At 72.7% G+C, this 25,759-nt stretch carries 28 protein-coding genes; 14 read left to right on the top strand and 14 right to left on the bottom strand.

Annotated elements, in window-relative coordinates:
- Positions 1-2 precede the first annotated feature (2 nt).
- The 4 genes from BTM25_RS01730 to BTM25_RS01715 all read left to right on the top strand — a co-directional run bounded on the left by BTM25_RS01730 (position 3) and on the right by BTM25_RS01715 (position 4,790).
- Entirely contained in the window at positions 3-1,313 is a 1,311-nt protein-coding gene (locus BTM25_RS01730; RefSeq protein ID WP_103561003.1) for a VWA domain-containing protein, read from the top strand.
- The gene (locus BTM25_RS01725) at positions 1,310-1,963 is read left to right on the top strand and encodes an FHA domain-containing protein (protein ID WP_103561002.1); all 654 of its coding nucleotides are present in this window, start codon (positions 1,310-1,312) and stop codon (positions 1,961-1,963) included. The genes BTM25_RS01730 and BTM25_RS01725 overlap by 4 nt, the downstream gene beginning before the upstream one ends.
- Positions 1,964-2,244: 281 nt before the next feature.
- A complete protein-coding gene (locus tag BTM25_RS01720; RefSeq protein ID WP_235828017.1) occupies positions 2,245-3,975 on the top strand; it encodes a hypothetical protein in 1,731 nt (576 codons plus the stop codon).
- Positions 3,972-4,790, top strand: a complete 819-nt coding sequence (locus BTM25_RS01715; protein WP_235828015.1) for a glutamate ABC transporter substrate-binding protein — start codon at positions 3,972-3,974, stop codon at positions 4,788-4,790. The genes BTM25_RS01720 and BTM25_RS01715 overlap by 4 nt, the downstream gene beginning before the upstream one ends.
- Here the strand turns inward: BTM25_RS01715 and BTM25_RS01710 are convergent.
- Entirely contained in the window at positions 4,787-5,137 is a 351-nt protein-coding gene (locus BTM25_RS01710) for an STAS domain-containing protein (RefSeq protein WP_103562679.1), read from the bottom strand. The two genes, BTM25_RS01715 and BTM25_RS01710, sit on opposite strands and share 4 nt — an antisense overlap.
- 452 nt (positions 5,138-5,589) lie before the next feature.
- Between BTM25_RS01710 and BTM25_RS01705 the strand changes: the two genes are divergently transcribed.
- From BTM25_RS01705 to BTM25_RS01675, 7 genes are all read left to right on the top strand, one after another.
- A complete protein-coding gene (locus BTM25_RS01705; protein WP_103561000.1) occupies positions 5,590-6,264 on the top strand; it encodes a lysophospholipid acyltransferase family protein in 675 nt (224 codons plus the stop codon).
- Between the two features lie 9 nt (positions 6,265-6,273).
- Positions 6,274-6,972 (top strand): hypothetical protein, encoded by a 699-nt coding sequence (locus tag BTM25_RS01700; protein ID WP_103560999.1) that lies wholly within the window; start codon positions 6,274-6,276, stop codon positions 6,970-6,972.
- Between the two features lie 66 nt (positions 6,973-7,038).
- A complete protein-coding gene (locus tag BTM25_RS01695; RefSeq protein ID WP_103560998.1) occupies positions 7,039-7,239 on the top strand; it encodes a hypothetical protein in 201 nt (66 codons plus the stop codon).
- A gap of 96 nt (positions 7,240-7,335) precedes the next feature.
- Positions 7,336-8,670, top strand: a complete 1,335-nt coding sequence (locus BTM25_RS01690) for a flotillin family protein (protein WP_103560997.1) — start codon at positions 7,336-7,338, stop codon at positions 8,668-8,670.
- 83 nt (positions 8,671-8,753) lie between these two features.
- Complete coding sequence (locus BTM25_RS01685; protein ID WP_103562678.1) at positions 8,754-9,428, top strand: NUDIX hydrolase; 675 nt, start codon at positions 8,754-8,756, stop codon at positions 9,426-9,428.
- Between the two features lie 102 nt (positions 9,429-9,530).
- Complete coding sequence (locus tag BTM25_RS01680; RefSeq protein WP_103560996.1) at positions 9,531-10,625, top strand: FAD-dependent oxidoreductase; 1,095 nt, start codon at positions 9,531-9,533, stop codon at positions 10,623-10,625.
- Positions 10,622-12,244, top strand: a complete 1,623-nt coding sequence (locus BTM25_RS01675; RefSeq protein WP_168211965.1) for a thiamine pyrophosphate-dependent enzyme — start codon at positions 10,622-10,624, stop codon at positions 12,242-12,244. Before BTM25_RS01680 ends, BTM25_RS01675 begins: the two co-directional genes overlap by 4 nt.
- A 2-nt stretch (positions 12,245-12,246) precedes the next feature.
- On the opposite strand, the gene BTM25_RS01670 is transcribed toward BTM25_RS01675, so the two are convergent.
- Genes BTM25_RS01670 through BTM25_RS01645 form a run of 6 tightly spaced genes read right to left on the bottom strand, consistent with a single transcriptional unit; the run spans position 12,247 to position 17,407 of the window.
- Positions 12,247-13,023 (bottom strand): ABC transporter permease, encoded by a 777-nt coding sequence (locus BTM25_RS01670; protein WP_103560994.1) that lies wholly within the window; start codon positions 13,021-13,023, stop codon positions 12,247-12,249.
- Positions 13,020-13,880 (bottom strand): ABC transporter permease, encoded by an 861-nt coding sequence (locus tag BTM25_RS01665; protein ID WP_103560993.1) that lies wholly within the window; start codon positions 13,878-13,880, stop codon positions 13,020-13,022. The genes BTM25_RS01670 and BTM25_RS01665 overlap by 4 nt, the downstream gene beginning before the upstream one ends.
- Positions 13,880-15,046 carry a polyamine ABC transporter substrate-binding protein gene (locus BTM25_RS30140; RefSeq protein ID WP_235828013.1) on the bottom strand — a complete coding sequence of 389 codons (1,167 nt, stop codon included), beginning with the start codon at positions 15,044-15,046 and terminating at the stop codon, positions 13,880-13,882. The genes BTM25_RS01665 and BTM25_RS30140 overlap by 1 nt, the downstream gene beginning before the upstream one ends.
- Positions 15,043-16,146 (bottom strand): ABC transporter ATP-binding protein, encoded by a 1,104-nt coding sequence (locus BTM25_RS30135; RefSeq protein ID WP_103560992.1) that lies wholly within the window; start codon positions 16,144-16,146, stop codon positions 15,043-15,045. Before BTM25_RS30135 ends, BTM25_RS30140 begins: the two co-directional genes overlap by 4 nt.
- A 42-nt stretch (positions 16,147-16,188) precedes the next feature.
- Positions 16,189-16,488, bottom strand: coding sequence for a DUF2795 domain-containing protein (locus tag BTM25_RS01650; protein WP_235828011.1), 300 nt, complete (start codon positions 16,486-16,488; stop codon positions 16,189-16,191).
- Position 16,489: 1 nt separating this feature from the next.
- The gene (locus BTM25_RS01645; protein ID WP_168211964.1) at positions 16,490-17,407 is read right to left on the bottom strand and encodes a LysR family transcriptional regulator; all 918 of its coding nucleotides are present in this window, start codon (positions 17,405-17,407) and stop codon (positions 16,490-16,492) included.
- Between the two features lie 98 nt (positions 17,408-17,505).
- Between BTM25_RS01645 and BTM25_RS01640 the strand changes: the two genes are divergently transcribed.
- Both BTM25_RS01640 and BTM25_RS01635 read left to right on the top strand, forming a co-directional pair.
- Positions 17,506-18,351 carry an SDR family NAD(P)-dependent oxidoreductase gene (locus BTM25_RS01640; protein ID WP_103560989.1) on the top strand — a complete coding sequence of 282 codons (846 nt, stop codon included), beginning with the start codon at positions 17,506-17,508 and terminating at the stop codon, positions 18,349-18,351.
- A gap of 17 nt (positions 18,352-18,368) precedes the next feature.
- The gene (locus BTM25_RS01635; protein ID WP_103560988.1) at positions 18,369-18,893 is read left to right on the top strand and encodes a nuclear transport factor 2 family protein; all 525 of its coding nucleotides are present in this window, start codon (positions 18,369-18,371) and stop codon (positions 18,891-18,893) included.
- Between the two features lie 2 nt (positions 18,894-18,895).
- On the opposite strand, the gene BTM25_RS01630 is transcribed toward BTM25_RS01635, so the two are convergent.
- On the bottom strand, positions 18,896-19,429 hold the full coding sequence (locus BTM25_RS01630) for a ferritin-like domain-containing protein (RefSeq protein WP_103560987.1): 534 nt from the start codon (positions 19,427-19,429) through the stop codon (positions 18,896-18,898).
- A 266-nt stretch (positions 19,430-19,695) separates the two neighbouring features.
- Here BTM25_RS01630 and BTM25_RS01625 point away from each other — a divergent pair, with 266 nt between their 5' ends.
- The gene (locus tag BTM25_RS01625) at positions 19,696-20,103 is read left to right on the top strand and encodes an ATP-binding protein (protein ID WP_103560986.1); all 408 of its coding nucleotides are present in this window, start codon (positions 19,696-19,698) and stop codon (positions 20,101-20,103) included.
- A gap of 45 nt (positions 20,104-20,148) precedes the next feature.
- On the opposite strand, the gene BTM25_RS01620 is transcribed toward BTM25_RS01625, so the two are convergent.
- From BTM25_RS01620 to BTM25_RS01595, 6 genes are all read right to left on the bottom strand, one after another.
- Complete coding sequence (locus BTM25_RS01620) at positions 20,149-20,856, bottom strand: choice-of-anchor P family protein (protein ID WP_103560985.1); 708 nt, start codon at positions 20,854-20,856, stop codon at positions 20,149-20,151.
- A gap of 45 nt (positions 20,857-20,901) precedes the next feature.
- On the bottom strand, positions 20,902-21,705 hold the full coding sequence (locus tag BTM25_RS01615) for a L,D-transpeptidase (RefSeq protein WP_103560984.1): 804 nt from the start codon (positions 21,703-21,705) through the stop codon (positions 20,902-20,904).
- Positions 21,706-21,961: 256 nt separating this feature from the next.
- The gene (locus BTM25_RS01610) at positions 21,962-22,405 is read right to left on the bottom strand and encodes a MarR family transcriptional regulator (RefSeq protein ID WP_103560983.1); all 444 of its coding nucleotides are present in this window, start codon (positions 22,403-22,405) and stop codon (positions 21,962-21,964) included.
- A 56-nt stretch (positions 22,406-22,461) separates the two neighbouring features.
- Positions 22,462-22,911, bottom strand: coding sequence for a response regulator (locus BTM25_RS01605; RefSeq protein ID WP_103560982.1), 450 nt, complete (start codon positions 22,909-22,911; stop codon positions 22,462-22,464).
- Entirely contained in the window at positions 22,904-24,553 is a 1,650-nt protein-coding gene (locus BTM25_RS01600; RefSeq protein WP_103560981.1) for a sensor histidine kinase, read from the bottom strand. The genes BTM25_RS01605 and BTM25_RS01600 overlap by 8 nt, the downstream gene beginning before the upstream one ends.
- On the bottom strand, positions 24,550-25,752 hold the full coding sequence (locus BTM25_RS01595; protein WP_103560980.1) for a PP2C family protein-serine/threonine phosphatase: 1,203 nt from the start codon (positions 25,750-25,752) through the stop codon (positions 24,550-24,552). Before BTM25_RS01595 ends, BTM25_RS01600 begins: the two co-directional genes overlap by 4 nt.
- Between the last annotated feature and the right edge of the window lie 7 nt (positions 25,753-25,759).

The following is a 25,759-nucleotide window of genomic DNA, read 5'->3' as shown; positions in this document are numbered from 1 at the left end:
CGATGACCGCGTTCACGCTGACCGTCGACCAGAACCCCCATCTCCCGGCGGGCGGCCGGGAGATGCACGCCGTGCTCGGCGTGCGGGCGGAGGGCGGCGGGGGCGGGGGCGCGGCGGCGCAGATCATCATCATCGACACGTCCGGGTCGATGGGGTACGCGGGCAAGCTGAAGGCCGCCAAGGCCGCCGCCCGCGCCGCGCTCGCGACGATCCGCGACGGCGTGGCGTTCGCCGTGATCGCGGGCGCGAACAACCCGCGGATGGTGTACCCGGCGCGGCAGCACCTCGTCCGGATGGACGCCGCGTCGCGGCAGGCGGCGCAGGCCGCCGTCGCGCGCATGGACGCCGCCGGAGGCACCGCGATCGGTACCTGGCTGGTGTTCGCGCACCGGTTGTTCGAGGGACGGTCCGAGGCCGTCCGGCACGCGATCCTGCTGACCGACGGCAAGAACCAGCACGAGCGTCCCGAGGAGCTGGGCCGCGCGCTGGAGACGTGCCGGGGCGGGTTCGTGTGCGACGCGCTCGGCGTCGGCACCGACTGGGCGGTCGCGGAGCTGCGCCGGATCACCTCGGCGCTGCTCGGCGCGTTCCTGGACGTCCCCGAGCCCGCCGACCTGGAACGGCGGTTCCGCGAGCTGACCGAGACCGCGATGGGCAAGGAGGTCGGGGACGTCGCGCTGCGCGTCTGGACGCCCCGGCACGCCACGCTGCGGTTCGTCAAGCAGATGGTGCCGGTGCTGGACGACCTCACCGGCAAGGGCGTCGCGTCCGGCCCGCAGACCGTGGACTTTCCGCTAGGCGCGTGGGGCGCCGAGGAACGCGAATATCACCTGTGCGTCGAGATCCCGGCGGGCGACGTCGGACGCCGGATGCGCGCCGCGCAGGCGCGGCTCCTGCTCGCGGACGGCACGCAGGCGGCGTCCGGGGACGTCCTCGCCGAGTGGACCGACGACGTCGCCAAGGCCACGCTCATCAACGGCCGCGTCGCCCGGCACACCGACCAGGCGGAGCTGGCCGCGGCCGTCCAGGAGGGCCTGGCCGCGCGCCGCGACGGCGACGAGGACACCGCGACGGCCCGGCTCGGCCGCGCGGTCGTGCTGGCCCGCCAGGTCGGCAACGACCAGGTCGCGGACCTGCTCGACCGGGTCGTGGACGTGCTGGACCCCGTGTCGGGGACCGTCCGGCTGAAGAAGGACGTCGACAAGGCCGACGAGATGTCGCTCGACACGCGCTCGGTGCGGACCGTCCGGACCCGCACCGGCGAGCCCGCCACCAGCCGCACCGCGCGCACCCGCCCCGGGGACGCGTCATGACGGCGCGCTGCCCGAACGGCCACGATTCGGTGTCCGGGGACTACTGCGACGTGTGCGGCGAACCGATCGCCTGCCCGTTCTGCAACGCCCCCCGGACGGGCGGACGGTTCTGCGAGGACTGCGGCTACGGGTTCACGTCCGGGGACCGTCCCGAACCGCTCGTCCGGCCCGAGCCCGCGTCGGCGCCGTCGGGGAACTCCGGCGCGGCGCCCCGCCGGACCGGCCTCGGCGGACGCGGCTGGACGGCCACCATCGCCCCCGACCGCGCCTACTTCACCGCCGTCCAGGCCCAGGACGGCCCCGACACCCCGACGCTCACGTTCCCCGCCGACGGCCGGCCCCGGACCGTCCCGCTGCTCGGCGACAAGGTCCGCATCGGACGGCGCAGCGTCGCGCGCGGCCTGCTGCCCGAGATCGACCTGAGCCTCCCGCCCGCCGACCCGGGCGTCTCGCACGCCCACGCCGTCCTGGTCGCGGGCGCGGACGGCTGGACGGTCATCGACACCGGCTCCACCAACGGCACCACGATCAACGGCGGCGCCGACCCGATCCCGGCGAACGCGCCCGTCCCGGTCGGCGACGGCGACCGCATCCACGTCGGCGCCTGGACGACGATCACGCTGGCGTTCGACCGGGAAGGCCGCCCATGACCCCAGACCCGGAATCAAAAACACCGGACCCAACGCCCGGCGGCCCGGCAGGGCCGCGCGCGACTCCCAGCACGGGACCGGACGCGCCACGCGGCGCGTCGAAAGAGCCGCGCGCGACTCCCGGCCCGGCGGAGGCGCAGGACGCGGCGGGCGGCCCCCCAGGGCCGCGCGCGAGTTCCGGCCAGGGAGCGGAGACGCCGCGCGGCGGGTCGGCAGGGCCGCGCGCGACTCCCGGCACGGCGGAGGCGCGGGACGCGGTGGGCGGCCCCGCAGGGCCGAGCGTGAGCCCAGGCCCGGTGGCGGCGCCGCACGCGGCGCACGGCGGCCCGGCGGCGCCGCGCGCGGCGTCCGGCCCTGGAGCGCAGGCGCCGGACGCGCCGCGCGGCGGGTCGACAGGGCCGCGTGCGACGCCTGGCACGGCGGAGGCGCGGGACGCGGCGGGCGGGTCGACGGGGCAGCGCGTGACTCCCGGCGTGGTGGAGGCGGGCGGCGGGTCGGCAGGGCCGCGTGTTAGTCCCGGCCCGGTGGAGGCGCCGGAGGCGGCGCGCGGCGGGTCGGCGGGGACCGGCACCGGAGTGGGGGCGCCGCCGGGGCCGGTGGAGCCGCTTGCCGGGGCGGTGGCGCGGTTGCGGACGGTTCCGGGCCGGATCCGCGCGGGTGCGGCCGGCGTGCTCGTGCTGCTCGCCCTGCTCGCGGCCGTGCTCGCGGCGGGCGTCGGGCAGGCGCGCGGCGGCGTCGGCACGATCGGGCACGACGCGGGGCCGCAGGTCGTCGTGACCGGCGACCTGTACTTCGCGCTCAGCGCGATGGACGCGCAGGTCGCCGACATCCTGCTCATCGGCGGCGAGCACGGCCTCGGCATCGGCTACGACGCGTCCGTGCGGCGCTACGACCGCTACCGGGGGCTGGCGGACGCGGCGGCGGTGCAGGCCGCGCAGCTCGCGGGCAGCGACCCGGGACGGCTCCGGACCGTCCGCGCGGTCCTGGACGGCCTCGGCCGCTACGAGCGGCTCGCCGCGCAGGCCCTCCAGCTCGCCGACCAGGCCGGATACCCGGCGGGCCGGCCGACGCCGGAGGTCGTGGCCACCTACACGCGCGCGACCGACCTGATGCGGCTGCAACTGCTGCCGCAGGCGTACAACGTGACGCTGGACAGCGGGGCGACCGTCCGCGCGTCCTACGAGAGCCGCCGGTCGGCGGTGCTGACCGACCGGACGCTCGTCCTCGCCGCCGGGACGGTCGTCCTCGCCGCGCTGGTCGCCGGGCAGATCTACCTCGCGCGCGACTTCCGGCGCGTCCTGAACCCGGCGCTGGTGCTCGGCACGGTCGCGACGCTCGCGCTGGTGGTCGCGGGCGCCGCCGTGCTGTCGGCGGAGGCCGGACGGCTCCGGGAGGCGAAACGGGACGGGTTCGACTCCGTCCTCGCCCTGTCGCGCGCCCGCGCCATCAGCCACAGCGCGTTCGCCGACGAGAGCCGCTTCCTGCTCGACCCCGAGCGCGCCGACACCTACGAGCAGACATATCTGGACAAGTCGCTGGCCGTCCTGGACGTCGAACCGGCCAAGGACCAGCCGCTCAACCTAGCGACGTACTACGCGGGCCTCGGCCGGCAGATCACCGCGTTCACGGCCGGACGCGGCGCGTTCCTCGGCTTCTTCGGCGACGAGGCGCGGCAGGAGCGGACGCGGGCCGGGCTCGTCCGGACGCTGGCCGCGTACCGGGCCGTCCAGGACAACGACCGGCGGATGCGCGCGCTCGCCGGGAGCGGCGACCTGTCCGGGGCGGTGCGGCTGCGGATGGGCACCGGACGGTCCGGCGCGATCGGCGCGTTCGACGCCTACGACGCCGCGCTCGGCGCGCTGCGCGACCAGCACCGCCGCGTCCTGGACGACGCCGTCCGCGCCGCCGACGCCGACCTGCGCGGCTGGGACTGGATCCCGCCCGTGACGGCGGTCGGCGTGGCGGTGCTCGTGCTCGCGGGCGTCCGGCCCCGGCTGGCGGAGTTCCGATGACCGGGGGAGGGACGATGCGGATCGCCGTCGTGCTCGTGCTGGCGCTCGGCGCGGCCGGATGCGGGCCGGGGGAGACGTCCGTCACGGCGAAGCGGTCGCTGCGGATCGGGGTGAAGGCCGACCAGCCCGGCCTCGGCCTGCTCAATCCGAAGACGGGCCGCTACACCGGGTTCGACGTGGACGTCGCCACCTACGTCGCGGGGAAGCTCGGCGTGCCACCGTCGCGGATCACGTTCAAGACGACCCAGTCGTCCGCGCGGGAGAAGGCGCTCGCGGCCGGCACCGTCGACATGATCCTCGCGTCGTACTCGATCACGCCGCGCCGCAAGACTCAGGTGACGTTCGGCGGGCCGTACTACGTCGCGCACCAGGACACGCTCGTGCGGGCCGACGACCGGACGATCGCGAACGTCCGGGACCTGCGCGGCAAGCGGATCTGCGCGGTGTCGGGCTCCAACTCCTGGCGGCGCGTCACCGAGGAGCGCGAAGTGAAGGCAACGCCCGTCGAGACGGCGACCTACAGCGGCTGCATGGCCGCGCTCGCCGCCGGGCGGATCGACGCCGTCTCCACCGACGACCTGATCCTCGCGGGCCTCGCAGTGGGCACCCGCACCCGCGTGCTCAACGCGCCGTTCACCGACGAGAAGTACGGCGTGGGCCTGCGCAAGGGCGACCTGGCGGGCTGCGAGGCGGTCAACCGGGCGCTCACCGCGATGTACCAGGACGGGACGGCCGCGCGCCTGCTGGAGCGCTGGTTCGGACGGTCCGGGCTGAAGATCGACCCGTACGTCCCGCAGTTCGAGGGCTGCTCCTAGTGGGTCGCGGACGGCAGCGCGCCCACGGCCTCCTCCAGTGAGTCGTAGACCGGGATGAACCGGTCGACGGCCGTGATGTGGAAGATCCGCCGCACGCGCTCGGTCAGCGCGACGAGCACCAGCGGCACCCCGGCCCCGGCCGCGCGCCGGTTCGCGCCGACGACGGCGTTGAGCCCGGTGGAATCGCAGAAGGTGACGTCGTGCATGTCCACGATGAGCGCCTGCCCCGTCTCCACGACGTCGAGCATGGTCTCCTCGAACCGGTCGCGGGAGACGAGATCCAGCTCGCCGCGCACCTCCACGACCGTGTACCGGTCGTGCCGGACCAGGTGAAGGCCGAAGTCCACGACCACCTCCCACCACCGTCGGCGAAGGCCCAGGGACCTTCCAGCATGAACGAGCCGCGCCCGTGGTCAAGACCGGCCCGCTTTAGGGACGTGGCGGCGCGCGTCGGGTCCCGTCCGTAACCGGGGTCGGGCCGCCCGCTCCAGCCTACGGCGACGGCGGCGACCGTGCGTCACCGGTGCCGGGCGATTCCGCCACAACGCCGTGGCGCGGGGCGGAACGGTCGCCTCACCCCGTAAAGCTACTGGCGAGAAACCTACGACAACGAAACTTACCATTCAGTAGAAATGGCGGTGACCACCGGGTCGCCCGGGACTTGTGCCCGCTTGATCCCTATGTGGCGGAAATCTCGGAATCAGCGGCCTGAGCTGGGAACTTTTCCCCGTCCGGCGACCGGACTCCCCCTTACTTGGGGCAGCCGTTACAGTGGCGAGTGCCGAATTCGGGAGGCCGGGTGTTCTACACGTTCATGTCGCGCGTCGTCGCGCCGATCCTGCGCCTGATATTCCGGCCACGCGTCGAGGGCCTGGAGAACGTGCCGGCCGACGGTCCGCTCATCGTGGCGGCCAACCACCTGTCGTTCATCGACAGCTTCATCATTCCGCTGTCGATCCCGCGTCCCGTCACCTACGTCGCCAAGGCGTCGTACTTCGAGGGGAAGGGGCTGAAAGGGCGGTTCGTCCGCTGGTTCCTGACCACGCTCGGTCACGTCCCGATCCAGCGCGGCGCCCAGCGCGCGGCGATGGGAGCGCTGGAGCAGGCCGTCGAGATCGTCGGCGCGGGCGGCGCGTTCGCGATCTACCCCGAGGGCACCCGGTCCAAGGACGGACGGCTCTACCGGGGCCGCACCGGCGTCGGCTGGCTCGTCCTCGCCACCGGCGCCCGCGTCCTGCCGGTCGGCCTCGCGGGCACCGAGAAGATCCAGCCCGTCGGCACCGGACGGCCCCGGGTCCTCGCGCCGCGCCCGACCGTCCGCATCGGCAAGCCCCTCGACTTCGGCCACTACGGCGACCTGCCGCCCGCCAAGGCGCGCCGCGCCGTCACCGACGACATCGTCGCGGCCATCCAGGAACTGACCGGCCAGGAGTACACCGGCGCCTACAACGAGCACGCCGACTCCGCCGGTTAGGGTCGCCGCATGACGCGCAGGATCCTTCCCGTCCTCCTGCTGGCGACGGCGACGGCGGCGACCGCGAGCGGCTGCGGCGGCGACGGCGGCGGCCCGTCCCCGGCGGCGACCGCGCGGGCCCAGCTCGGCGCCGCCGGCTACACCGCCGCCCAGCTCGAACAGGCGCTGATCACCGACCTGCCCGGCTACCGCCGCGCGGGCGCGCCCGACTCGGGGGAGTACGGGGCGCTGCGGTCCGTCCAGCACTTCCGGCAGCTCCAGCGCGCCGTCCGGGTGGACCGTCCGGGCTGCGCCCGCACCGACCCCGCCGCCGCGCTCGACGCGGCCACGCCCGCCGCGATCGTCTCCTTCACCAGGGGCGGCGGCGTCAGCGTCACCGAGACGCTGCTGTCGCTGCCCGACGAGCAGGCCGCCAAGCTCGTCGGCGAGCGCACCCCCGCCGGATGCCGGACGTTCACGACGACCGTCGGCACCCAGAAGGCCGAGCACCAGGTCGTGGAGCCGCCGCCCGGGACGATCGGGCAGGGCTCCCGGACGGTCGGCGTCACGACCGTCAGCGGCAACTCCCACACCAAGACCTGGTACGTCGTCCTGCGCGGGCGCCGCACCGTCACCACGATCAGCCTCTTCGGCCCGGTCGCCACCCGCGCCGACGCCGAGGACATCGCCCGCCGCGCCGACGAGCAGGCGCGCCGCATCCTGTCCTGACCCTCGCGGCGGACCGGACGAACGGATAGTTTTCCGGTACGCGTTCATGACGAGCAGGGGAGACGCTTGGTCGGCAAGGAGGGCCGGGTCACCGGCAGGATCGGCCCCGGGCTGGTCGGCGAGGTCATGGTCGCCGTGCGCGGCGGCGCCGAGGCGTTCTACGCGCACCCCGTCAACCCCGGCGACGAGTTCACCGTCGGGCAGATCGTCGTCGTGGTCGAGTACCACCCGCCCCGCACGGTCTACGTCGCGCCCGCTTTGGCCTGACAACGGGCGGAACCTCGGGCCCGTTCGCGGCGTCTACGCAGATGCACGACTTCAGCGTCGCCCGCGCGGCGGCGCGCACCCCCCGAGGAGGCACTCATGCCCATCGCCGCCGCGGTGATCGGCGCCGTCGTCGCCGTCATCGTGTTGATCATTATGTTCAAGATGGTCTGGCGCGTCGCCGAACCGAACGAAGCCCTGATCATCTCGGGGCTCGGCGCGAAGTCCAAGCCCGTCAACGGGATCGACAGCCTCGGGTTCAAGATCGTCACGGGCAAGGGCACGTCCGTCCTGCCGGGCTTCCAGGTCGCGCGCCGCCTCCGGCTGGACAGCCGCGCCGCGAACCTGGAGGTCAACTGCGTCACCCAGCAGGGCATCCCGGTCAAGGTGCGCGGCGTCGTCATCTACAAGGTCGGGGACGACCTGGTCTCGATCGCCAACGCCGCCCGCCGCTTCCTGGAGCAGCAGAGCTCGATGGACGGCGCCATCCACGAACTGTTCACCGGCCATCTGCGCTCCATCATCGGCAACCTGACCGTCGAGGACCTCATCCTCAACCGCGAGCGGCTGACCAGCGAGACCCGCAGCTCCGCCGCCGACGAGATGAGCAAGCTCGGCCTCGTCGTCGACTCCCTCCAGATCCAGGAGATCGACGACGAGACCGGCTACATCACCAACATCGGCCGTCCGCACGCCGCGAAGGTCGCCGCCGTCGCCCGCATCGCCGAGGCCGAGCGCGACCAGGAGGCCACCCGCCGCGAGCAGGAGGCGGCGCGCGAGAACGCCGCCGTCATCCGCGACACCCAGATGAAGAAGGCCGAGTACGAGGGCCAGGTGCAGCAGGCCGCCCAGCAGGCCCGGCAGGAGGTCATCCTCAAGGAGACCCGCAACGCCGAGCTGGAGGCCGAGCGCACCGAGAAGCGGCTGGAGAGCGAGGTCCGAAAGCCCGCCGACGCCCGCGCGTACGAGCAGGTCAAGCTGGCCGAGGCCGAGCGCGAGGAGCGCATCGCCTACGCGCAGGCCGCCGCGACCGAGGTGCAGCTCAGGGCGCAGCGCGAGGCCGAGGCGACGCGGCTGCTCGGTGACGCGCAGGCCGAGGCGACCCGGCAGAGGGGCCTCGCCGAGGCCGAGGCGATCCAGGCCCGCGCGCGGGCGCTCGCCGAGAACCAGGAGGCGGTCATCGCCCAGCAGCTCGCCGAGAAGTGGCCGGAGATCGTCGCGGCCGGGGCGGGCGTGTTCGGGAACGTCGACAACATGGTCGTCCTCAACGGCGCCGACGGCGTCGAGGACCTGCTCGCCAAGGCGCTCACGCTCGGCGGCACCGGCCTCGGGCTCGCCCGCACGCTGCTCAACGGCATGGGCGGTGCGACGGCGAAGGACGGCGGGAACCCGGCCAACGGGCAGGTTCCGGCGGCCATCGAGTCCGAGAACTGACGGTTCGCGCCGCACACCGGCCCGTCGGCCGGTGTGCGGCGCTCTGGCCGCGCGGACGTCCCGGACCGATTATGTTCATGGGCATGTCCGTGCCGCGGCTCGCCGTCACCGTCGACCTCGTCGTCCTCACCGTCCGCGAGCAGCGGCTCTGCGCGCTGATGTGGCGGCGCGACCGGGCGCCCTACGACGGCGCGTGGTCCCTCCCCGGCGGCTTCATCCAGCTGGACGAGGACCTGCCCGCCGCCGCGTCCCGGCTGATGGCCGAACGGGCGGGCCTCGCGGACGTCCGGATCCACCTCGAACAGCTCGCCACCTACGGCTACCCCGACCGCGACCCGCGCCAGCGCGTCGTCAGCGTCGCCTATCTCGGCCTCGCGCCCGACCTGCCCGCCTCCAGCCGCGCGCAGGTCCTCTGGCAGGCCGTGGACGACCTGGTGGAGCGCGACCGTCCCGCCTTCGACCACCGCCGCATTCTCTGCGACGGAATGGAACGGGCGCGGGCGAAACTCGAATACACCTCGCTGGCCGCCGCGTTCTGCCCGGCCGAGTTCACGGTCGCCGAACTGCGCCGCGTCTACGAGATCGTCTGGGGCACGCCCCTGGACCCCCGCAATTTCCACCGCAAGGTCACCGGCGCGGACGGCTTTCTCGTCCCGACCGGCCATTCCACGACCCGCGACGGCGGCCGTCCCGCCCGCCTCTACCGTCGCGGCGACGCCGAGCAGCTCCGCCCCCCGATGCTGCGTCCGCGCCCCTAGCTCGCGTATCGGTTCAGGTCTGGCGTTGGGACGCTAAAGAGACGGCGTCGCCGCGGTGGTCGCGCAGTGCCCGGGTAGTGCCCCTGGAAACGGGGGTGAAAGATGAGCGCAGCGCTGCTTCCCACACCGGACTTCACGTTCGATCCCGATGCGCCGGGCGCGTGCGTCGCGGGTGTGCGGCCCTATCGCAAAGGGGCGTACCGGCTGGACGCCGAGACGGTGTCGGGGAAGTTCGTCGTCCACAACTACGGGCACGGCGGCGCGGGGATCACGCTGAGCTGGGGGTGCGCGGCGAAGGTCCGGGACATCGTCGCGGCGCGGCTCACGACGTCGCACGACACCGGGGTCGCGGTGCTCGGCGCGGGCGTCATGGGGCTCACGGCCGCGACGCTGCTGCTCGATCTCGGGCTCGATGTGACGATCTACTCCGACCGCCGGCCGGTCGACACGACCTCCCACAAGGCGGGCGGCGAGTGGGGCGTGTCGGTCATCGACTCGGCCGGGAAGAAGGAAGAACTCAAGCAGATCATCACGACGGCCTACACGAAATTCAAAGGCAGTGTGGGACAGAATTACGGCGTCTATGAGCGGCCGTTGTTCACGCCGGAGGAGTCGCCGAACCTGGAGATCGTCCGGGACTGGCTGCCGAACCTCCTGCCCGCGCGGAAGAAGTGCGACCGGCTGCCCGTCAGCGGGCCCGCCCGGCCCGGGTTCGAGTACCAGACGCTGCTGATCGAGCCGCCGGCGTTCCTGAACCGGCTGGAGACCGACCTCGCGGCGCGCAACGTGCCCATCAAGCTGTGCCGGTTCGCGAGCCGGGCGCAGGTCCTCGCCTTGTCGCAGAACATCATCGTCAACTGCACGGGGCTCGGCGCCAAAACGCTGTTCGACGACGCCAAGATGTGCCCGATCACCGGGCAGTTGGCCATGCTCCCGCCGCAGCCGGGCCTGAAATACCTGCTCGGCCGGGACGGGTACATGTTCCCCCGCAGCGACCATCTCGTCATCGGCGGAACCACCGAGCAGAAGGTGAACAGCGAGGTCCCCAACAAGGCGTGCTGCAAGCAGCTCGTCCGGGGAATCGCGAAATGGTTCGGGCTCGCGCCGGCGGAACCGCTGCCCGACACGCATGTCCACCATCCGCGCAACGCCCCGGTCGTGGATCCGCGTTTGGCGGCGTCCTTGGAGGAACGGTGACGTTCACGGTCGCGGACTATGTCCTGACGCGGCTGGCGCAGCAGCGCGTGGACGCGTTGTTCGGTGTTCCGGGCGCCTACTGCGCGGACCTTTTCGGCGCGACGGCCGCGCACGGGATCACGGCGGTCGTCACTGCGAGCGACCTGGAGGCCGGGTACGCGGCGGACGGGTACGCGCGGACGAAAGGCCTCGGCGCGGTCGCGGTCGCCAACGGGGTCGGCGTGCTGAGCATGATCAACGCGATCGGCGGCGCGTTCGTGGAGCGCAGCCCGGTCGTCGTGCTGAACGGCGGGCCGAGCTGCGCGCATCTGGACAAGCTGAAGAAGTTCGACGTCCTGTTCTCGCACTCCACCGGACGGCCCGACGCGGACCTGACCGCGTACAAGCTCGTCACCGCGAGCGCCGTGCGCGCCGAGAAGGCCGCCGACGTCCCCGCGCTGGTGGACGGCGCGCTCACGACCGCGCTGAGAACGAAGAAGCCCGTCTATGTCGAGATCGCCGAAGATCTGTGGACGAAGGCGTGCCCGTCGCCCACGGGCTCGCTGTCCGCCGCCGTCCCGCCGTCCGGCACGGAGAAGCAGCTCGCCGCCGCGATCGTCGCGCAGATCCGCGCCGCGACGTCGCCGGTCTTGCTGATCGGCGCGGAGGTCCAGCGCTACGGCCTCGCGGACCGCGTCGCCGACCTCATCGCGAAGCTCGGCGTGCGCTGGTCGAGCGCGCTGCTCGCCAAGTCGACGCTCCCCGAGCAGGGGAACGGCTGGGTCGGCGTCTACGACCCGCCGCACTCGGCGCCCGCCGCGGCGGACGCCGTCGAACACGCGGACCTGCTCGTGACACTCGGCTGCGTGTTCCCCAGCGGCTACGCACACCTGGTGACGGGCGGCAGCGACCACATCATCGCCGCCTACGACGGCAAGGTGAAAATTCGCACCGGAGCCAAACAGAACGCGGAGATAGGCGCACTCGTAACGGCCCTGGTGACCGAGGCGGCAAAAGCACCCCCGCGCCCGTCCCCACCCGCCCTGACGTCCCCCGCCCCCGGCCCACCGACGGGCGCCCTGACGTACCGGGGCGTTTTCGAGCGGATCGCCGCCGCCCTGGACGCGTCCTGGATCGTCGTGCCCGACATCTTCCTCGGCGTCTACTCGGCCGCGAACCTGCCCGTGAAAGGCCGCGACGCCTTCCTCTGCAGCGCCGTGTGGGCGTCGATCGGACACTCGGTCGCCGCATCCGTCGGCGCGGCCTTCGGCTCGTCCCGCCGCCCCCTGGTGATCTGCGGCGACGGCGGCTTCCACATGACCGCCCAGGCCCTCTCCACAATGGCCCGCTACAACCGGAACCCGGTCGTCATCGTCATCGACAACGCCCTCTACGCCTACGAGCAATTCCTGGTGGACGGCGACTACTTCACCCACCCCGGCACCCCGCCGACCCCGTACCTGACCCTGAACAAGTGGAACTTCACCCAGTTGGCCCAAGGCCTAGGCCTAACCTCCGCCCAGTCCGTGAACACCGAAGCGGACTTCGACACGGCCTTGGCCGCCGCGAAGGCGTCCGCCGAACCCGCCCTGATCGCCGCCGAAATCGACCCCCACGACCTCCCCGCCGAACTCCCCTGACGTCATTTCCGGCGGGCGGTGAGAAGGGTGAGGGTGGTGGCGGCGGCGAAGATCAGCGTGCCGAGGACGTTGACCTGGGGTGGGGTTCCGGTTCTTGTCGAGGCCCAGATCCAGAGGGGGAGGGTGATGGTGGTGCCGCTGGTGAAGTTCGTGATGACGAAGTCGTCGATGGAGAGGACGAAGGCCAGGAGGGCGCCTGCCAGGATTCCCGGGGTGACCAAGGGGAGGGTGATCAGGCGGAATCTCGGCCAGGGAGTTGCGCCCAGGTCTTCTGCCGCTTCTTCCAGGGACGGGTCCAGGGTCACCGCTCTGGCGCGGACTGTCGTTGTCATGAAGGCGATCGAGACCATCGTGTGCGCGGCCAGGATCGTCGGGTAGCCGCGGGGGATGTTGAACGTCACGAACATCGACAGCAGGGACGCGCCCAGCACCAGTTCCGGGCAGGCGATGATCAGGAAGAGGACGGCCGTTGTCGTGGCCCGGCCTCGGAATTTGTGGCGGGCCAGAGCCAAGCCCAGGGGGGTGCCAAGGGCTGTCGCCATGGCTGTGCTCAGTGTGGCGATTGTCAGGGAGTTGATGGCGGCGATCGTCAAGTCGGGCTTGGCGAGCAGGTGGGTGTACCACTTGAGGGTGAAGCCCTCCCAGCGGAAGTTCTGCTTGCCGTGGACGTCGTTGAAGCCGAACAGGATCATGACCGCTATGGGGAGGATCAGCCAGGCGGTCAGGAGCAGGGTGTAGAGGTGCAGGGCGGAGAGGCGGCGGGTCGGGCGGGTGGTCATGGTGCGGTCGTGTCCAGGATTCCGCGCGTTCCCAAGGCCCGGGCGTAGAGGAAGATTCCGGCCAGCAGAATCGCCATCAGCGTGAACGACAGGGCGGACGCCACGGGGTAGGCCCCGTCGTCGAAGTATTGGGCCTGGATCACGTTGCCGATCATCGTGTTGCGCGGGCCGCCGAGTATTTCGGCGTTCACGTAGTCGGATGACGCGGGGACGAACGTCATGACGACTCCGGCGAAGACGCCCGGCAGCGAGAGCGGCAGGACGACGCGCGCGAACGTGGCGGCGCGGCCGGCGTGCAGGTCGTGGGCCGCCTCGATCAGGCGCGGGTCCAGGCGTTCCAGCGCCACGTAGATCGGCAGCACCATGAACGGCAGATAGGTGTAGGTGAGGCCCGCTATCACGGCTGTTCCGGTGTCCAGGACATGGAAGTCGGACGGGACGATCCCGTGATCGCGCAGCGGTCCGAGAACGGGTCCGTTGTCGGTGAGGACCAGCTTCCACGCCACGGTCCGCAGCACGAACGACACGAAATAGGGAATGAGCAGCAGGAGCAGGTAGGTGGATTTGCGGGGTCCGGCGCGGAAGGCGATCCAGTAGGCGGCCGGGTAGGCCAGCGCCAGGCACAGGATCGTCGCCAGGAAGCCGTACCAGAGCGACCGGACGAACGCGTCCCCGTACGTGCTCAGGCCGTCGGTGTAGTTCTGCCAGTGGAAAGTCTGGCGGAATCCGTCGATGAGATTCCCCGTCTGGAGCGACAACGACGCCATCATCGCCACCGGGACGACGAAGAACACCGCCAGCCACAACCCGCCCGGCAGGACCAGCAGATATGGCGCCAGACGACGGGAGAACGGCATCACGAACCCCGGGCGATCGGCTCGAAGACGCCCAGATAGCGGGATTGCTCGTCCGGGCTCAAGCGGCGGTAGCGCCGGAGCCGGGCCATGTCGGACGGCGACGGGAAAACCAACGGGCTCGCGCCGAGTCGCGTCAGGTCGTCGCGCTCACGGCCGGCGGCCCGTGCCGCGTCGCGCCGGACGATCTCCCGCACCCCCGCGACCGGCGTGATGTAGTTGACGAATTCCGTCAGCGGCGCGTTGTGGGCGGGGAGGTAGAGCCAGTCCATGAGCGTCAGGGCGTCCACGGGAGAGACGGCGGTCCGCGGAATGCACAGGTTGTCCGTCCACAGCGTCCCGCCCTCGGACGGCACCACGAACTTCACGTCCGGGCTGGTCAGCGTGTAGACGTCACCGGACCACGCCATCGTCAGCCACACGTCGCCCTTGCTGACGGCGTCGACGTAATCCTGCGTGTAGTACTTCCGCACGATCCCGGCGTCGCGCTGCTCGCGCAGCCGGGCGGCGGCCTTCTCCCAGTCCGGCGGCCGGGACGTCTCCGGATCCACCCCCAGCGAGAACAGGCCGAAAGACCCGAGTTCCTGCGCGTCGCTCATCATCCCGACCCGCCCCCGGTACTTCGGCGAGAAGAGCTGAGCGATGCTGGTGATCTCCTCGTCCACGTACTTCGTGTTGTAGGCGATCCCCGTGATGCCCGACTCGTACGGGACGGTGAACGCGTTCCCCGGGTCATAAGACGGATTCCGGAACTCCGGCGCGGCGTGCGCGGCGAAGTTCGGCAACCGCGACAGGTCCAGCGGCGCCAGATATCCGAGCCGCCGGCACTGCTCCAACTGGATCCCGTTCGTCATGACCATCAGGTCGAAGCCGATCGACTGCCCGGCCGCCAGCGGCGCCCGGATCTTGCCGAACCACGGCCCCATCTCCTGAATGGCCTCCCGGTACGCGACCCGGATTCCGGTGTCCTTCTCGAAAGAGGTGAGCGTCGCCCGGTCGTCCTCCAGGTAGCCGGGCCAGTTCGCCCAGCTCAACCGTCCCGTCCGCCGTTTCCCGGCCCAGAACGACGCGACGTCGGTCGAAGCCGCCCGGCCTTTCACCCCGCACGCCGACAACGCCAGCGCGGCGCCGGCCAGCCGCAGCGCGTCGCGGCGGCGAACAGGGCTCAACGGACGGCTCCCAGCGCGTACGAATGGTCCGGTTCCCACGACAGCCACACCTCGTCGCCCCGCCCGGCCACCTCGTCGGCGGACGCCGCGTTCTGCCGGAACACCACCACGTCCGCGCCGGCCGACGTCGTGACGTTGTAGTTCGTGGCCGTCCCGAGATAGACGACCTCGGTGACCGTCCCGCGCACGCCGCACAGCCCGCCGCCGGGCCGCGTCCGCCCGAGCGAGATCTTCTCCGGCCGGACGGCCAGCTCCAGAAGCTGCCCGACACCGACCGCGTCGCGAACCGGAACCTCGATCCGCCCGTCGGCGCCGTGGACGACCACCGCCCGCCCCGCCGCCACCGCGGCGACCTCGCCCGCCAGCAGGTTCGACGTCCCGACGAACGACGCCGCGAACCGCGTCGCCGGACGCTCGTAGACCTCCCGGGGCGTCCCGACCTGCTCGATCCGCCCGTCGTTCAGCACGGCGACCCGGTCCGACATCGTCAGCGCCTCGCCCTGGTCGTGCGTCACGTAGACGAACGTCAGCCCGACCTCGCGCTGGATCCGCTTCAGCGAGACCTGCATCGCCTGCCGCAGCCGCAGGTCCAGCGCGCCGAGCGGTTCGTCCAGCAGCAGTGCGCGCGGCCGGTTGACCAGCGCGCGGGCCAGCGCCACCCGCTGCTGCTGCCCGCCCGACAGCTCGCCCGGACGGCGCCGCTCCAGCCCCGTCAGCTCGACGGTCTCCAGCATCGCGCCCACGCGCGCCGCGATCTCGCCGCGCGGCACCCGGCGCCGCCGCAGCCCGAACGCCACGTTCTCGAACACGCTCAGATGCGGGAACAGCGCGTACGACTGGAACACCGTGTTCACGTCGCGCCGATGCGCCGGGACGCCCGTCACGCGCGTCCCGTGCAGCCGCACCTCGCCGGCCGTCGGCTCCTCGAACCCGGCGATCAGCCGCAGCGTCGTCGTCTTCCCGCATCCGGACGGCCCGAGCAGCGAGAAGAACTCGCCCGCGAGGATCGTCAGGTCCAGCCCCCGGACGGCGGCCGTCCCGGAACGGTAGGTCTTCGCGACACCGGCCAGCTCGACCGCCGGGGGCTGCGCGCTGGTCATGCCGGTGACCTTGGCAGATCGTCCAGATTTATGGCAAGCCGCTCACTCCCCGCCGAGTTCCTCGTCGATCGGCGTGGAGTGCGTGACGCGCTCGTGCTCGGCCAGGTTCGGATGCCGGTGCTCGCGGTGCTGGACGGTCCGTTCGGTCGTCGTCAGGTCCGGCGCCGGGTCGACCGGCACCGAGCGCATGACCTCGTCCAGGTTGGCGTAGTCGGCGAGCGGCAGCGCCCGCAGCGCCCTGACCTGCGGCTCGCCCGCGCCCACCCGGCTCGCGTGCGCGACCAGGTCGTCCTTGGACGCCGGAAAGCGCATGTCGTTCAGCGCGGCCTTGATCTCTCCCACGTCATGAAGCCTCATGCCCGCCGGTTACCCGGGCGGCCCGCGCGCAATCCCGGACGACGGCCGTGAAATCGGCGACGGCCGCGCTCACCCGCTCCAGCGGTCGGCACAGCGCCACGCGCAGCGGCGCGATGTCCTCGATGGGCCGCCACACCAGGTCGGGCCGTCCGTAGTGCAGGCTCATCGACTCCGGGCTGATGCAGACCGCCAGCCCGGACGCGACGTGCTCCAGCATCTCCTCGACGTTGTCGTTCTCCGGCCCCCAGCGCGGCGGCCGCCCGTCCGGCCGCGGATTCACCGCCCACCAGTCGACCCACGCGCGGGGCGCGCGGCGCGTCCACACCAGCGGCTCGTCCGCCAGATCCATGATCGAGACCCCGCTGCGGGCCGCCAGCGGATGCCCCGCCGCCAGCCCGGCCATCCGCCGCTCCACCGCGACGATCTCGGTGTGCAGGCCGGTCGTGTCCGCCGGGAGCCAGACGAACGCCACGTCCACGAGCCCCTCCCGCAGCGCCGCCACCTCGCCGCCCCACGCGAACCGCTTCGGCTCGACCGACGAGCCCGGATGCCGCCGCATGAACGCGGTGTACGCGCGGGTGGCGAGCGTTCCCGCGCCGGACGCGGTGAAGCCGACCCGCACGCTCCGCGCCCCGGCCGCCGCCTCCGCGCGGACGGCCCGCTGCGCCGCCTCCCAGTCCGCGAGCAGCCGCCGGGCGCGCGGGAGGAACGCCGCCCCGGCCGCCGTCAGCGCGACGTCCCGGCTGGTCCGGACGAACAGCGGCGTCCGCAGGTCGTCCTCCAGCGCGCGGATCCGGCGGCTCAGCGCGGGCTGGGAGATCAGCAGGCCCTCGGCGGCCCGCGAGAAGTTCAACTGCTCGGCCAGCGCGACGAAGTACCGCAGCACGCGCGTGTCGACGTCCACCCGTCCCCCCGGATCTATGCGCTCACCGTATAGCGAGAGGTCTTGGACCGGACGGGACGAACCGCAGTTTCCTAGAACCACTCGCGAAAGGAGACGAGATGACCCGGACCACACGGCGTGGCGTCCTCGCGGCCGGCGCCGCCGCGCTCGGCCTCGCCGCGACCCCCGCGTCCGCCGCCGCCCCCGGCCGGTTCGCCCGCCGGACGGTCCTCGTCACCGGCGCGACCTCGGGCATCGGCCGGGCCACCGCCGCCGCCTTCGCCGCCGAAGGCGCGCGGGTGATGTTCTGCGGCCGCCGCGCCGCCCTCGGCGCGGAGGTCGAGCGCGAGATCCGCGCGTCCGGCGGCGAAGCGGTCTTCCACCGCGCGGACGTGCGCGACGAGTCGGACGTCAGGGGCCTGGTCGACGCCTGCGTCCGGCGCTACGGACGCATCGACGTCGCCGTCAACAACGCCGGGATCGAGACCCCGCGCGCCGCCCCGCTGCACGAACAGTCCGCCGCCGACTTCGACCGCGTCTGGCACACCAATGCCCGGGGCGTCTTCCTGTCGATGAAGTACGAGCTTCCCCACATGCTCCGCCAGCGCGGCGGCGTCATCGTCAACACCGCGTCGATCTCCGCCGAGGTCGGCTTCGCGACCATCGCGCCCTACAACGCCAGCAAGCACGCGGTCGCCTCGCTCACCAAGGTCGCCGCGCTGGAGTACGCGGACGAGAACATCCGCGTCAACGCGCTCGCGCCCGGCGCGGTCGACACGCCGATGCTGCGCCGCGCCGCCGAGGCGTTCGGCATGACCTACGAGCAGATCGCGGCCGAGTACCCGATCAAGCGCATCGTCCGGCCCGACGAGATCGCCCGCGTGATCCTCTGGCTCGCGTCCGCCGACGCGTCGGCGGTCGTCGGCACCGACGTCGACGCCTCCGGCGGCTACCTCACCGCCTGACCACGGAAGGAACCCCCATGGCCGACATCTCCCGCGCCACCCTGCTGCGCGCCGCGACCGTCGGGGCGGCCGGCGTTGCGGCGTCCGTCGCCGTCCCCCGCGCGGCCGAGGCCGGGGAGCACCCGAACGTCGCGCTGATCCGCGGCTACTACGCCGCCTACGCCGCGGGCGACCTCACCGCGCTCCGCGAGCGGTACTTCGCCCCGGGCATCCGGTGGACGATCCCCGGACACCACCCGCTCGCGGGCACCAAGGAGGGCGTGGACGAGGTCCTCGCGTTCTTCGCCGAACTCGCCCGCGCCGGGTTCCGCGCCGAGACGATCTTCCTCGCGGCCGACGGCGACTGGGTCGTCGACCTGCACCGGGGCTGGAGCACCCGCCCCAAGGGCCTCGACATCATGTGGGCGCTGGCGTTCCGCGTCGAGCGGAACCGGATCGCCGAGGCCGTCAACTACCCCGGCGACCAGCACGCCGCCGACGCCTACTTCTGGAAGCGCTACCCCCTGGCCGACCTCCCGGGACGGCTCGCGCCCCGGGCCTGACGTCAGATGCCGAGCAGGTCGACCAGGTCGTCGGCGTGGTCCTCCTCCTCTTCGAGGATGGACTCCATCAGGCGGCGGGTCGTCGGGTCGCCGTCGCCGAGCCAGCGGATGATCTCCTGGTAGGTGGAGATGACGATCCGCTCGGCCTCCAGGTTGTCGCGCAGCATCTGGTCGAGGTCGCCGTCGGGCGGCGTCGTGTAGTCGGTGGCGGCGCGCTCGGCGAGCTTGGCCGGGTCGAACGCGGGCTCGCCGCCGAGCTGGTTGACGCGGTCGGCGGCGCGCAGCGCGTGGTCCAGCTCCTCCTTGGCGTGCTCCTTGAACTCCGCCGACACCTGGGCGCGGTCGATGCCCGTCGCCGAGATCGCGTGCCGCGTGTACCGCAGCCAGCAGACGACCTCGGTCGCGACGACGTCGTTGAGGACCTCGATGACCCGCGTGCTGTCGCGCCCGTAGGTCTCGGTGATCGGCCCCTCCTGCATCTTCTCCCGCACCTCGGCGCGGATCCTGCTGACGTCCAGGACGAAGTCGTCGCTCATGGCAGCCCTTCCCTTGATGATCATCGGCGCCCGGTACGTTCCCGCGCACCGGCCAAGGGAGCGGCCGACGGCGGCAAAGCCATGATCATCACGCCGGAATAGGACGAGCGAGTCAGGGAAGACGTAGAGAGCGCATTGATCGTCGGTCAAAATCGGGCGAACCCCTGCCGTCCCTGGCGTCGCAGCCGGGTTTCCGCGTCTCCGGCGTTTCCGGCGCCGCACCGGGGGCAGTCTGCCATTGTCGAGGGAAACGGAGGCGATCCGGTATGAAGGTCGTGATCGAGATGACCCTGCCCCGGGACGCCGGCAGCGCTCCGCTGGCCCGGCACACGATCGACGCCTCCCTGCGCGGGCTCGGGGTGGAGCCCGGCGTGCGCGCCGACATCGCACTCGCCCTGGGCGAGGCCTGCGCGAACGTCATCCAGCACGCGCGGGCCAGCCACGAGTACGAGGTCCGCGCGCTGATGGACGGCCTGCGCTGCGTCGTGGACGTCATCGACGGCGGCGGGCACGGCAAGGGCGCGCAGCCCTGGGACGAGGCGCAGGCGCCGCCGCACGCCGAGAGCGGACGCGGCCTCCAGCTCATCCGCGCGTGCACCGAGCAGCTCGACATCTCCGACCGGATGCACCGCGACGGCGCCGTCGTGCACTTCGAGAAGTCCCTGGTGGGATGAGAACGGCCCCGTCCCGCAGCGCGGAACGGGGCCGTGGACCGACGATCAGCCGGTGACCGGCAGGTCCCCCTGGACCGGCTTCGGCTTGGGCGCCGCGTTCTTCGGCGTGTGCGGCTTCACCGGCTTGACGGGCTTCACCGGCTTGACCGGCTTCACCACGTGCGCCGGGGCGCCGCAGGTCGCCGACGCGACCGAGAGCGTCTGCGCCTTGCCGCCGCCGAGCGGGACGGTCGCCGACAGCGCCGTCACGCGCAGCCGGCCGTCGGGCAGCCGCTCCTGCTTGTTGAGGACGACCGAGCCGTCACCGAGCCCGTCCACGTGGAACGGGACGGTCGTGTTCGGCGGCGGGCTCACCGCGAGCCGCTTGCCGGCGACCAGCGCGTTCACGACGTGGGACGTGCCGCGCCCGGCCTGGCACTTGGCGGTGACGGCCTCGGCGAACAGCCCCGCGCTCGGGACCTTCAGCTTCGCGACCTCCGACGACGCGAAGCCGCGCGACGCCTTCACGTTGAGGACGCCGACGTCGACCAGCTTGTCGGGGTTCACCCGCGCGAGGCTGCGCGTGACGGTGGCCGCGGCGGACTGCGCGAGCGGCAGCGGCGGCACCGAGACCGGCCCGGTCGCCGTCAGCCCGAACGCCGTGCTGCCGGGGGTCGCGGCCGGGGCCGCGGCGCCCGCGGGGGTGGCGGCGGCGACGCCGACGGCGGCGGCGACCAGGCCGATCTGGGCGAGGCGGGCCTTCATCGAGGACATGGATCGACTCCTAGTTCACATGCTGGGTACGGCTGGCCCGGGGGGTCAGCCGGAGATGAGGACGACCGTCCCGAGCGGAACGCGGGACAGCTCGCGCAGCGCCGCGTCCGGCACCCGGACGCAGCCGTGCGAGACGGCCTTCCCGAAGACCGAGGCGTCCGGCCAGCCGTGGAACGCCACGGTGCCCGGCCCCCCGCCGAAGGTGTCCAGCGACGCCGAGTGCGTGCCGAGCGGGATGACCAGCGGGCTCGGCGACTTCTTGGCCGGAGCGAGCTGGGCGAGGACGAACGTCCGTCCGGCCGGCGTGGGCGTGTTCGCGGCCCCGACGGCGACCTTCCACGTGCCGACGCTCCTGCCGGACTTCTCCAGCGTGAGCGTGCGGCGCGCCGTGTCGACCTTGACCGTGTACGGCGAGCGGGCGGCGCGGAGCCCGTCCTCGCCGGAGATCCAGCCGGCGGCCTGGTCGGGCCTGCTCGGGAGCAGGACGCGCGACCAGGTGCCGGAGCGTTCGACGACGGGCACCCAGGTGGGCCCGCCCAGCTCCGTCACGGGGAGCACGGCCACCTGCCGTCCGCCGGGCCGGTCGTAGACGGGGCGCGGCGCGGTCGGGTGCACGACCGTGCCGTCGCCGCCGTCGGCGGCGCCGGTGTCCCGGGCCAACGCGGGGATCTTCGCGTACGTGGTCGTCTCGGGCGTCTTCCCGGTGGGGGACGCCGCGGACACGGGCCGGTCGTCCGCCGTGGCGGCGTCCGGCGACTGCCCGCACCCCCCGAGGACCAGGGCCAGCGCGGCCACGGGCGGCAGGATCACGGCCGCGCGGGCGCGCGGGCGGGTGCGGTGCGTTCTCATGGAAGAGCCCCCTCCGGGAGGCGTGATGTCCGACCCGATAAGCAGCTCGGGGGAAAGGTTTACGGTCGTCATCTCGCCGGGGATGCTAGCGGGGGGAGAAGGGAGCGTGTTCGGATTTTCGGGGAATCCGGCGGGACTTTTCCCGCCGGGCTCTTGCCATTCCCCGTTAATGGCGTTTATTTCCGGAATGACGGCGACAAGTTCGCTTGATCGGACATAACTCTGCTTTTGCCCGGGGGAAATCGGACGAAAATGCTCAGGTGTGGCGTCCGGCCGCGGCGGAGAACTCCGCCAGCCCCCAGACGAGCGACTGCCGCGCCTGGGCGGGCATCCCCGACAGGATCCGGCCCAGCTCCTCGCGGCGCCGCACGCGCAGCCGCTCCAGCAGCCGCCGCCCGTCGGTGGTCAGCCGGACGGTCACCTCGCGCCGGTCCCGCCCGGTGTCGCGGCGCAGCAGCCCGGACGCCTCCAGCCGGTCGCACAGCCGGCTCGCCGAGGACGTCAGCGCGCCCAGCCCGGCCGCGAGCCCGCTCACGTTGACCGGGCCGCGTTCCAGGATGAACAGCGCGCGGAGCTGCGTGGCGGGGACGGGGACGTCCGGCCCGTCATGGACGCGGGCGACGACGTCCAGGAGCGCGCCCGCCGCCGCGTCGAGGGCCGCCGCGGTCTCCAGGGGGTCCTGACCGGGTGGAGCGACCATGTGTCCCACTGTGACACAAGGGGTCGGCGGCGGGCATCTCGACCGGGGCGATGCGGTCAGCGGGGAAGCTTCACCACGGTGACGAAGAAATTGTCGATCTGCCGTACGACCTGGATGAACCGGTCGAAGTCGACGGGCTTGGTGACGTACGCGTTCGCGTGCAGATCGTAACTGCGCAGGATGTCCTCGTCCGCCTCGGACGTGGTGAGGACCACGACCGGGATGCTGCGCAGGTCCCGGTCGGCCTTGACCTCCTCCAGCACCTGCCGCCCGTCCTTGCGGGGCAGGTTGAGGTCCAGCAGGATCAGGTCGGGGCGCGGCGCGTCGGCGTGCTCGCCCTCCCGCCGCAGGAAGGCCATCGCGTGCTCGCCGTCGCTGGCGACGTGCAGATGGTTGCGGAGCTTGTTGTGCTCGAACGCCTCGGTCGTCAGCAGGACGTCGCCGGGGTCGTCCTCGACCAGCAGCACCTCGATCGGGCGGGCGTCGGGCGCCGGGTCGTTATTCATCCTCGGTCTCCTTCTCGGCCGGAAGTGTCCACCGTATGACGGTTCCGGGGTTTTCCTGGTCTTCGTTCGCGTCCAGCCAGATGCGCCCGCCGTGATACTCCACGATCTTCTTGCAGAGCGCGAGCCCGATGCCCGTCCCGGCGTACTCCTCGCGCGGGTGCAGGCGCTGGAAGATGAGGAAGATGCGGTCGGCGTGCCGGGGCTCGACGCCGATGCCGTTGTCGGCGCAGGCGAACTCCCACGTGTCGCCGTCGCGGCGCACGCTGATCTCCACCTCGGGCGCGACGCCGGGGCGCCGGAACTTGATCGCGTTCCCGATGAGGTTCTGGAAGAGCTGGCCGAGCTGCGTCCGGTCGCCGCGCACGTGCGGGAGGTCGGCGACGCGGACGTCCGCGCCGGTCTCCTCGCGCAGCGTCGCGAGGTCGGCCAGCGACTGCGCGGCGACGGCGCCGAGGTCGACGGCGTCCTCGGTGCGGCTGACGCGGCCGACGCGGGAGAAGCCGAGGAGGTCGTTGATGAGGGCCTGCATGCGCTTGGCGCCGTCCACGGCGAACTCGATGTACTGGCGGCCCCGGTCGTCGAGCTGGTCGCCGTAGCGGCGCTCGATCATCTGGCAGAAGCTCGCGACCTTGCGCAGCGGCTCCTGGAGGTCGTGGCTCGCGACGTAGGCGAACTGCTCGAGCTCGGCGTTGGAGCGGCGCAGCTCGGCGGCCTGGGCGTCCAGGAGCTGGCGGGCGCGGGCCGTCCGCTGCCACTCCAGCAGGATCCGGTGCCGCATCGCGTCGATGACGGCCGCCAGCTCGGAGATCTCCACGGGCCGCCGGACGTCGAGCGGGTGCGTCAGGTCGCCCTGGACGACGGCCTGCACCTTCTCGCTGAGCTGCGACACCGGCCGCAGCACCGTCCGGCGGATCAGCACCGCGAGCACCAGCCCGGTGATCACGATCACGGCCAGCGCGCCGCCGACCGACCAGGTCGCGGTGTTCGCGCGGCTCTGCAGGATCCGGACGGTCTCGGCGTGCAGCGCGGTAATCCGCTGCTGCACCCGCGCGATGTCGGCCCGGACGGACACGAACCGCGCCTGGCCCGTCTTCTCCAGCCCGTCCGCGCCGCGCCGGTCCGCCGCGACCGCGTCGGCGTACGCGGCGCGCCACGCGGCGCTCTCGGCGGTGACGCGGTCGAGTCCGGTGAACGTCGGGCCGGCGCCGTGCACCCCGCGCAGCAGCGTGCGCATCCGGTGGGCCGCCGCCGCCTCGTCCCGGACGGCGGCCCGGTAGCCGGCGAGGCTCGCGGCGGCGCCGGTCGCCGCGTAGTCGCGGATCAGCGTGTCCTGGCGGGCGATGGCGCCGCTGAGCTGGAACTGCTCCAGCGTCGCCGGGTCGACCTTGTCGATGAGCGTGTTGCGCGCCCCGATGTTCCCGGCGAGCGCGAACCCGGCGAGCGCGACGGCGGCGGCGAGCAGGACGGCCAGCAGCAGCGTCCCGAGGCGGTAGAGCTGCCCCAGCCGGATGCGGTCCAGGCCGCGCCGCTCCGCGCGGGGCATCGGCTCCATGAACGCGGGCGGGCCGAGGACGGCCTCCAGCTCGGCCAGTTCCTCGTCGGTGATGTCCTCGGTGAGGTCCTGGGAGGCGTCGGTGGTCATGACAGTTCACCCCGGGTGAGCAGGAGCAGGGCCAGGTCGTCGGACAGGACGTCGCCGTTGCGCCGCTCGGCCTCGCCGATCAGGCCGTCCAGCAGCGCCCGGCCGCGTTCGCGGCGGGCGTGCGCGGCGCGGGCGAGGACGAGCAGCCCGTCGAGGTCGAGGCGTTCGCCGTCGTCCTCGCCCGAGTAGCCCTCGATGAGGCCGTCGGTGTAGAGCATGAGCGCCCAGTCGTCGCCGAGGTGGACGTCGCCGGCGGGCCAGTTCAGGCCGGGCAGCAGGCCGAGCGCGGGCCCGCACGGCTCGTCGGGCAGCGGGGCGACGCCGCCGGGCGTGAACAGGACGGGACGCGGGTGCCCGGCCCGCCAGACGCGGACGGCGCGGCGGTCGGGCGCGAGCGCGAACATGCACAGCGTCGTGAAGATCTCCTCGCTCCACCGCTCGTGGCACAGCACCGCGTCGAGCGTGCGCAGCAGCGGGGAGCCGGTGTGGCCGGCGAGGACGAGCGTCCGCCACGCCATGCGCAGCCGGACGCCGAGCGACGCCTCGTCCGCGCCGTGGCCGCTGACGTCGCCGATCACGCCGTGGACGGTGCCGTCCGCCATCTGGACGGTGTCGTAGAAGTCGCCGCCGAGCAGCGCCCGGTCGCGGCCGGGACGGTAGCGGGCGTGGTGGCCGATGCCGGGTTCGTCCAGGATCGGGACGGGCAGCAGCCCGCGTTCCAGCCGTGCGTTCTCCCGGCCGAGGATGCGCGCCTCGACGAGTTGGCGTTCGGACTCGTCGGCGCGCTTGCGCTCGATGGCGTAGCGGATGGCGCGGCTGAGGAGCGGGCCGTCCACGTCCTGCTTGACGAGGTAGTCCTGCGCGCCCGCGCCGACCGCCGCGACGCCGACGTGCGCGTCGGCGAGCCCGGTGAGGACGAGGACGGCGAGGTCGGGCGCGGCTTTGAGGACCTGCCGGAGCACCTCCAGGCCGGAGGCGTCGGGGAGCGACAGGTCCACGATCACGCAGTGGAGGGCGGGGGTCAGGGATCGCAGCGCCTCGGCGAGCGTGCGGGCGACGATGATCTCGACGTCCGGTTCGGACTCGGTAATGAGGTCTTCGAACAGGAGGGCGTCGGCCGTGTCGTCCTCGACCAGCAGAAGGCGCAGGCGCGTGCCGGTCGCCACGCCCGGAGCCCCGTTGCGGGTGACGGCGGACACCGCGTCG

The sequence above is a fragment of the Actinomadura rubteroloni genome, from assembly GCF_002911665.1.
Lineage (GTDB): Bacteria > Actinomycetota > Actinomycetes > Streptosporangiales > Streptosporangiaceae > Spirillospora > Spirillospora rubteroloni.
The sequence above is the reverse complement of the archived record's forward strand: the minus strand, read 5'-3'. Positions and strand labels throughout refer to the sequence as shown.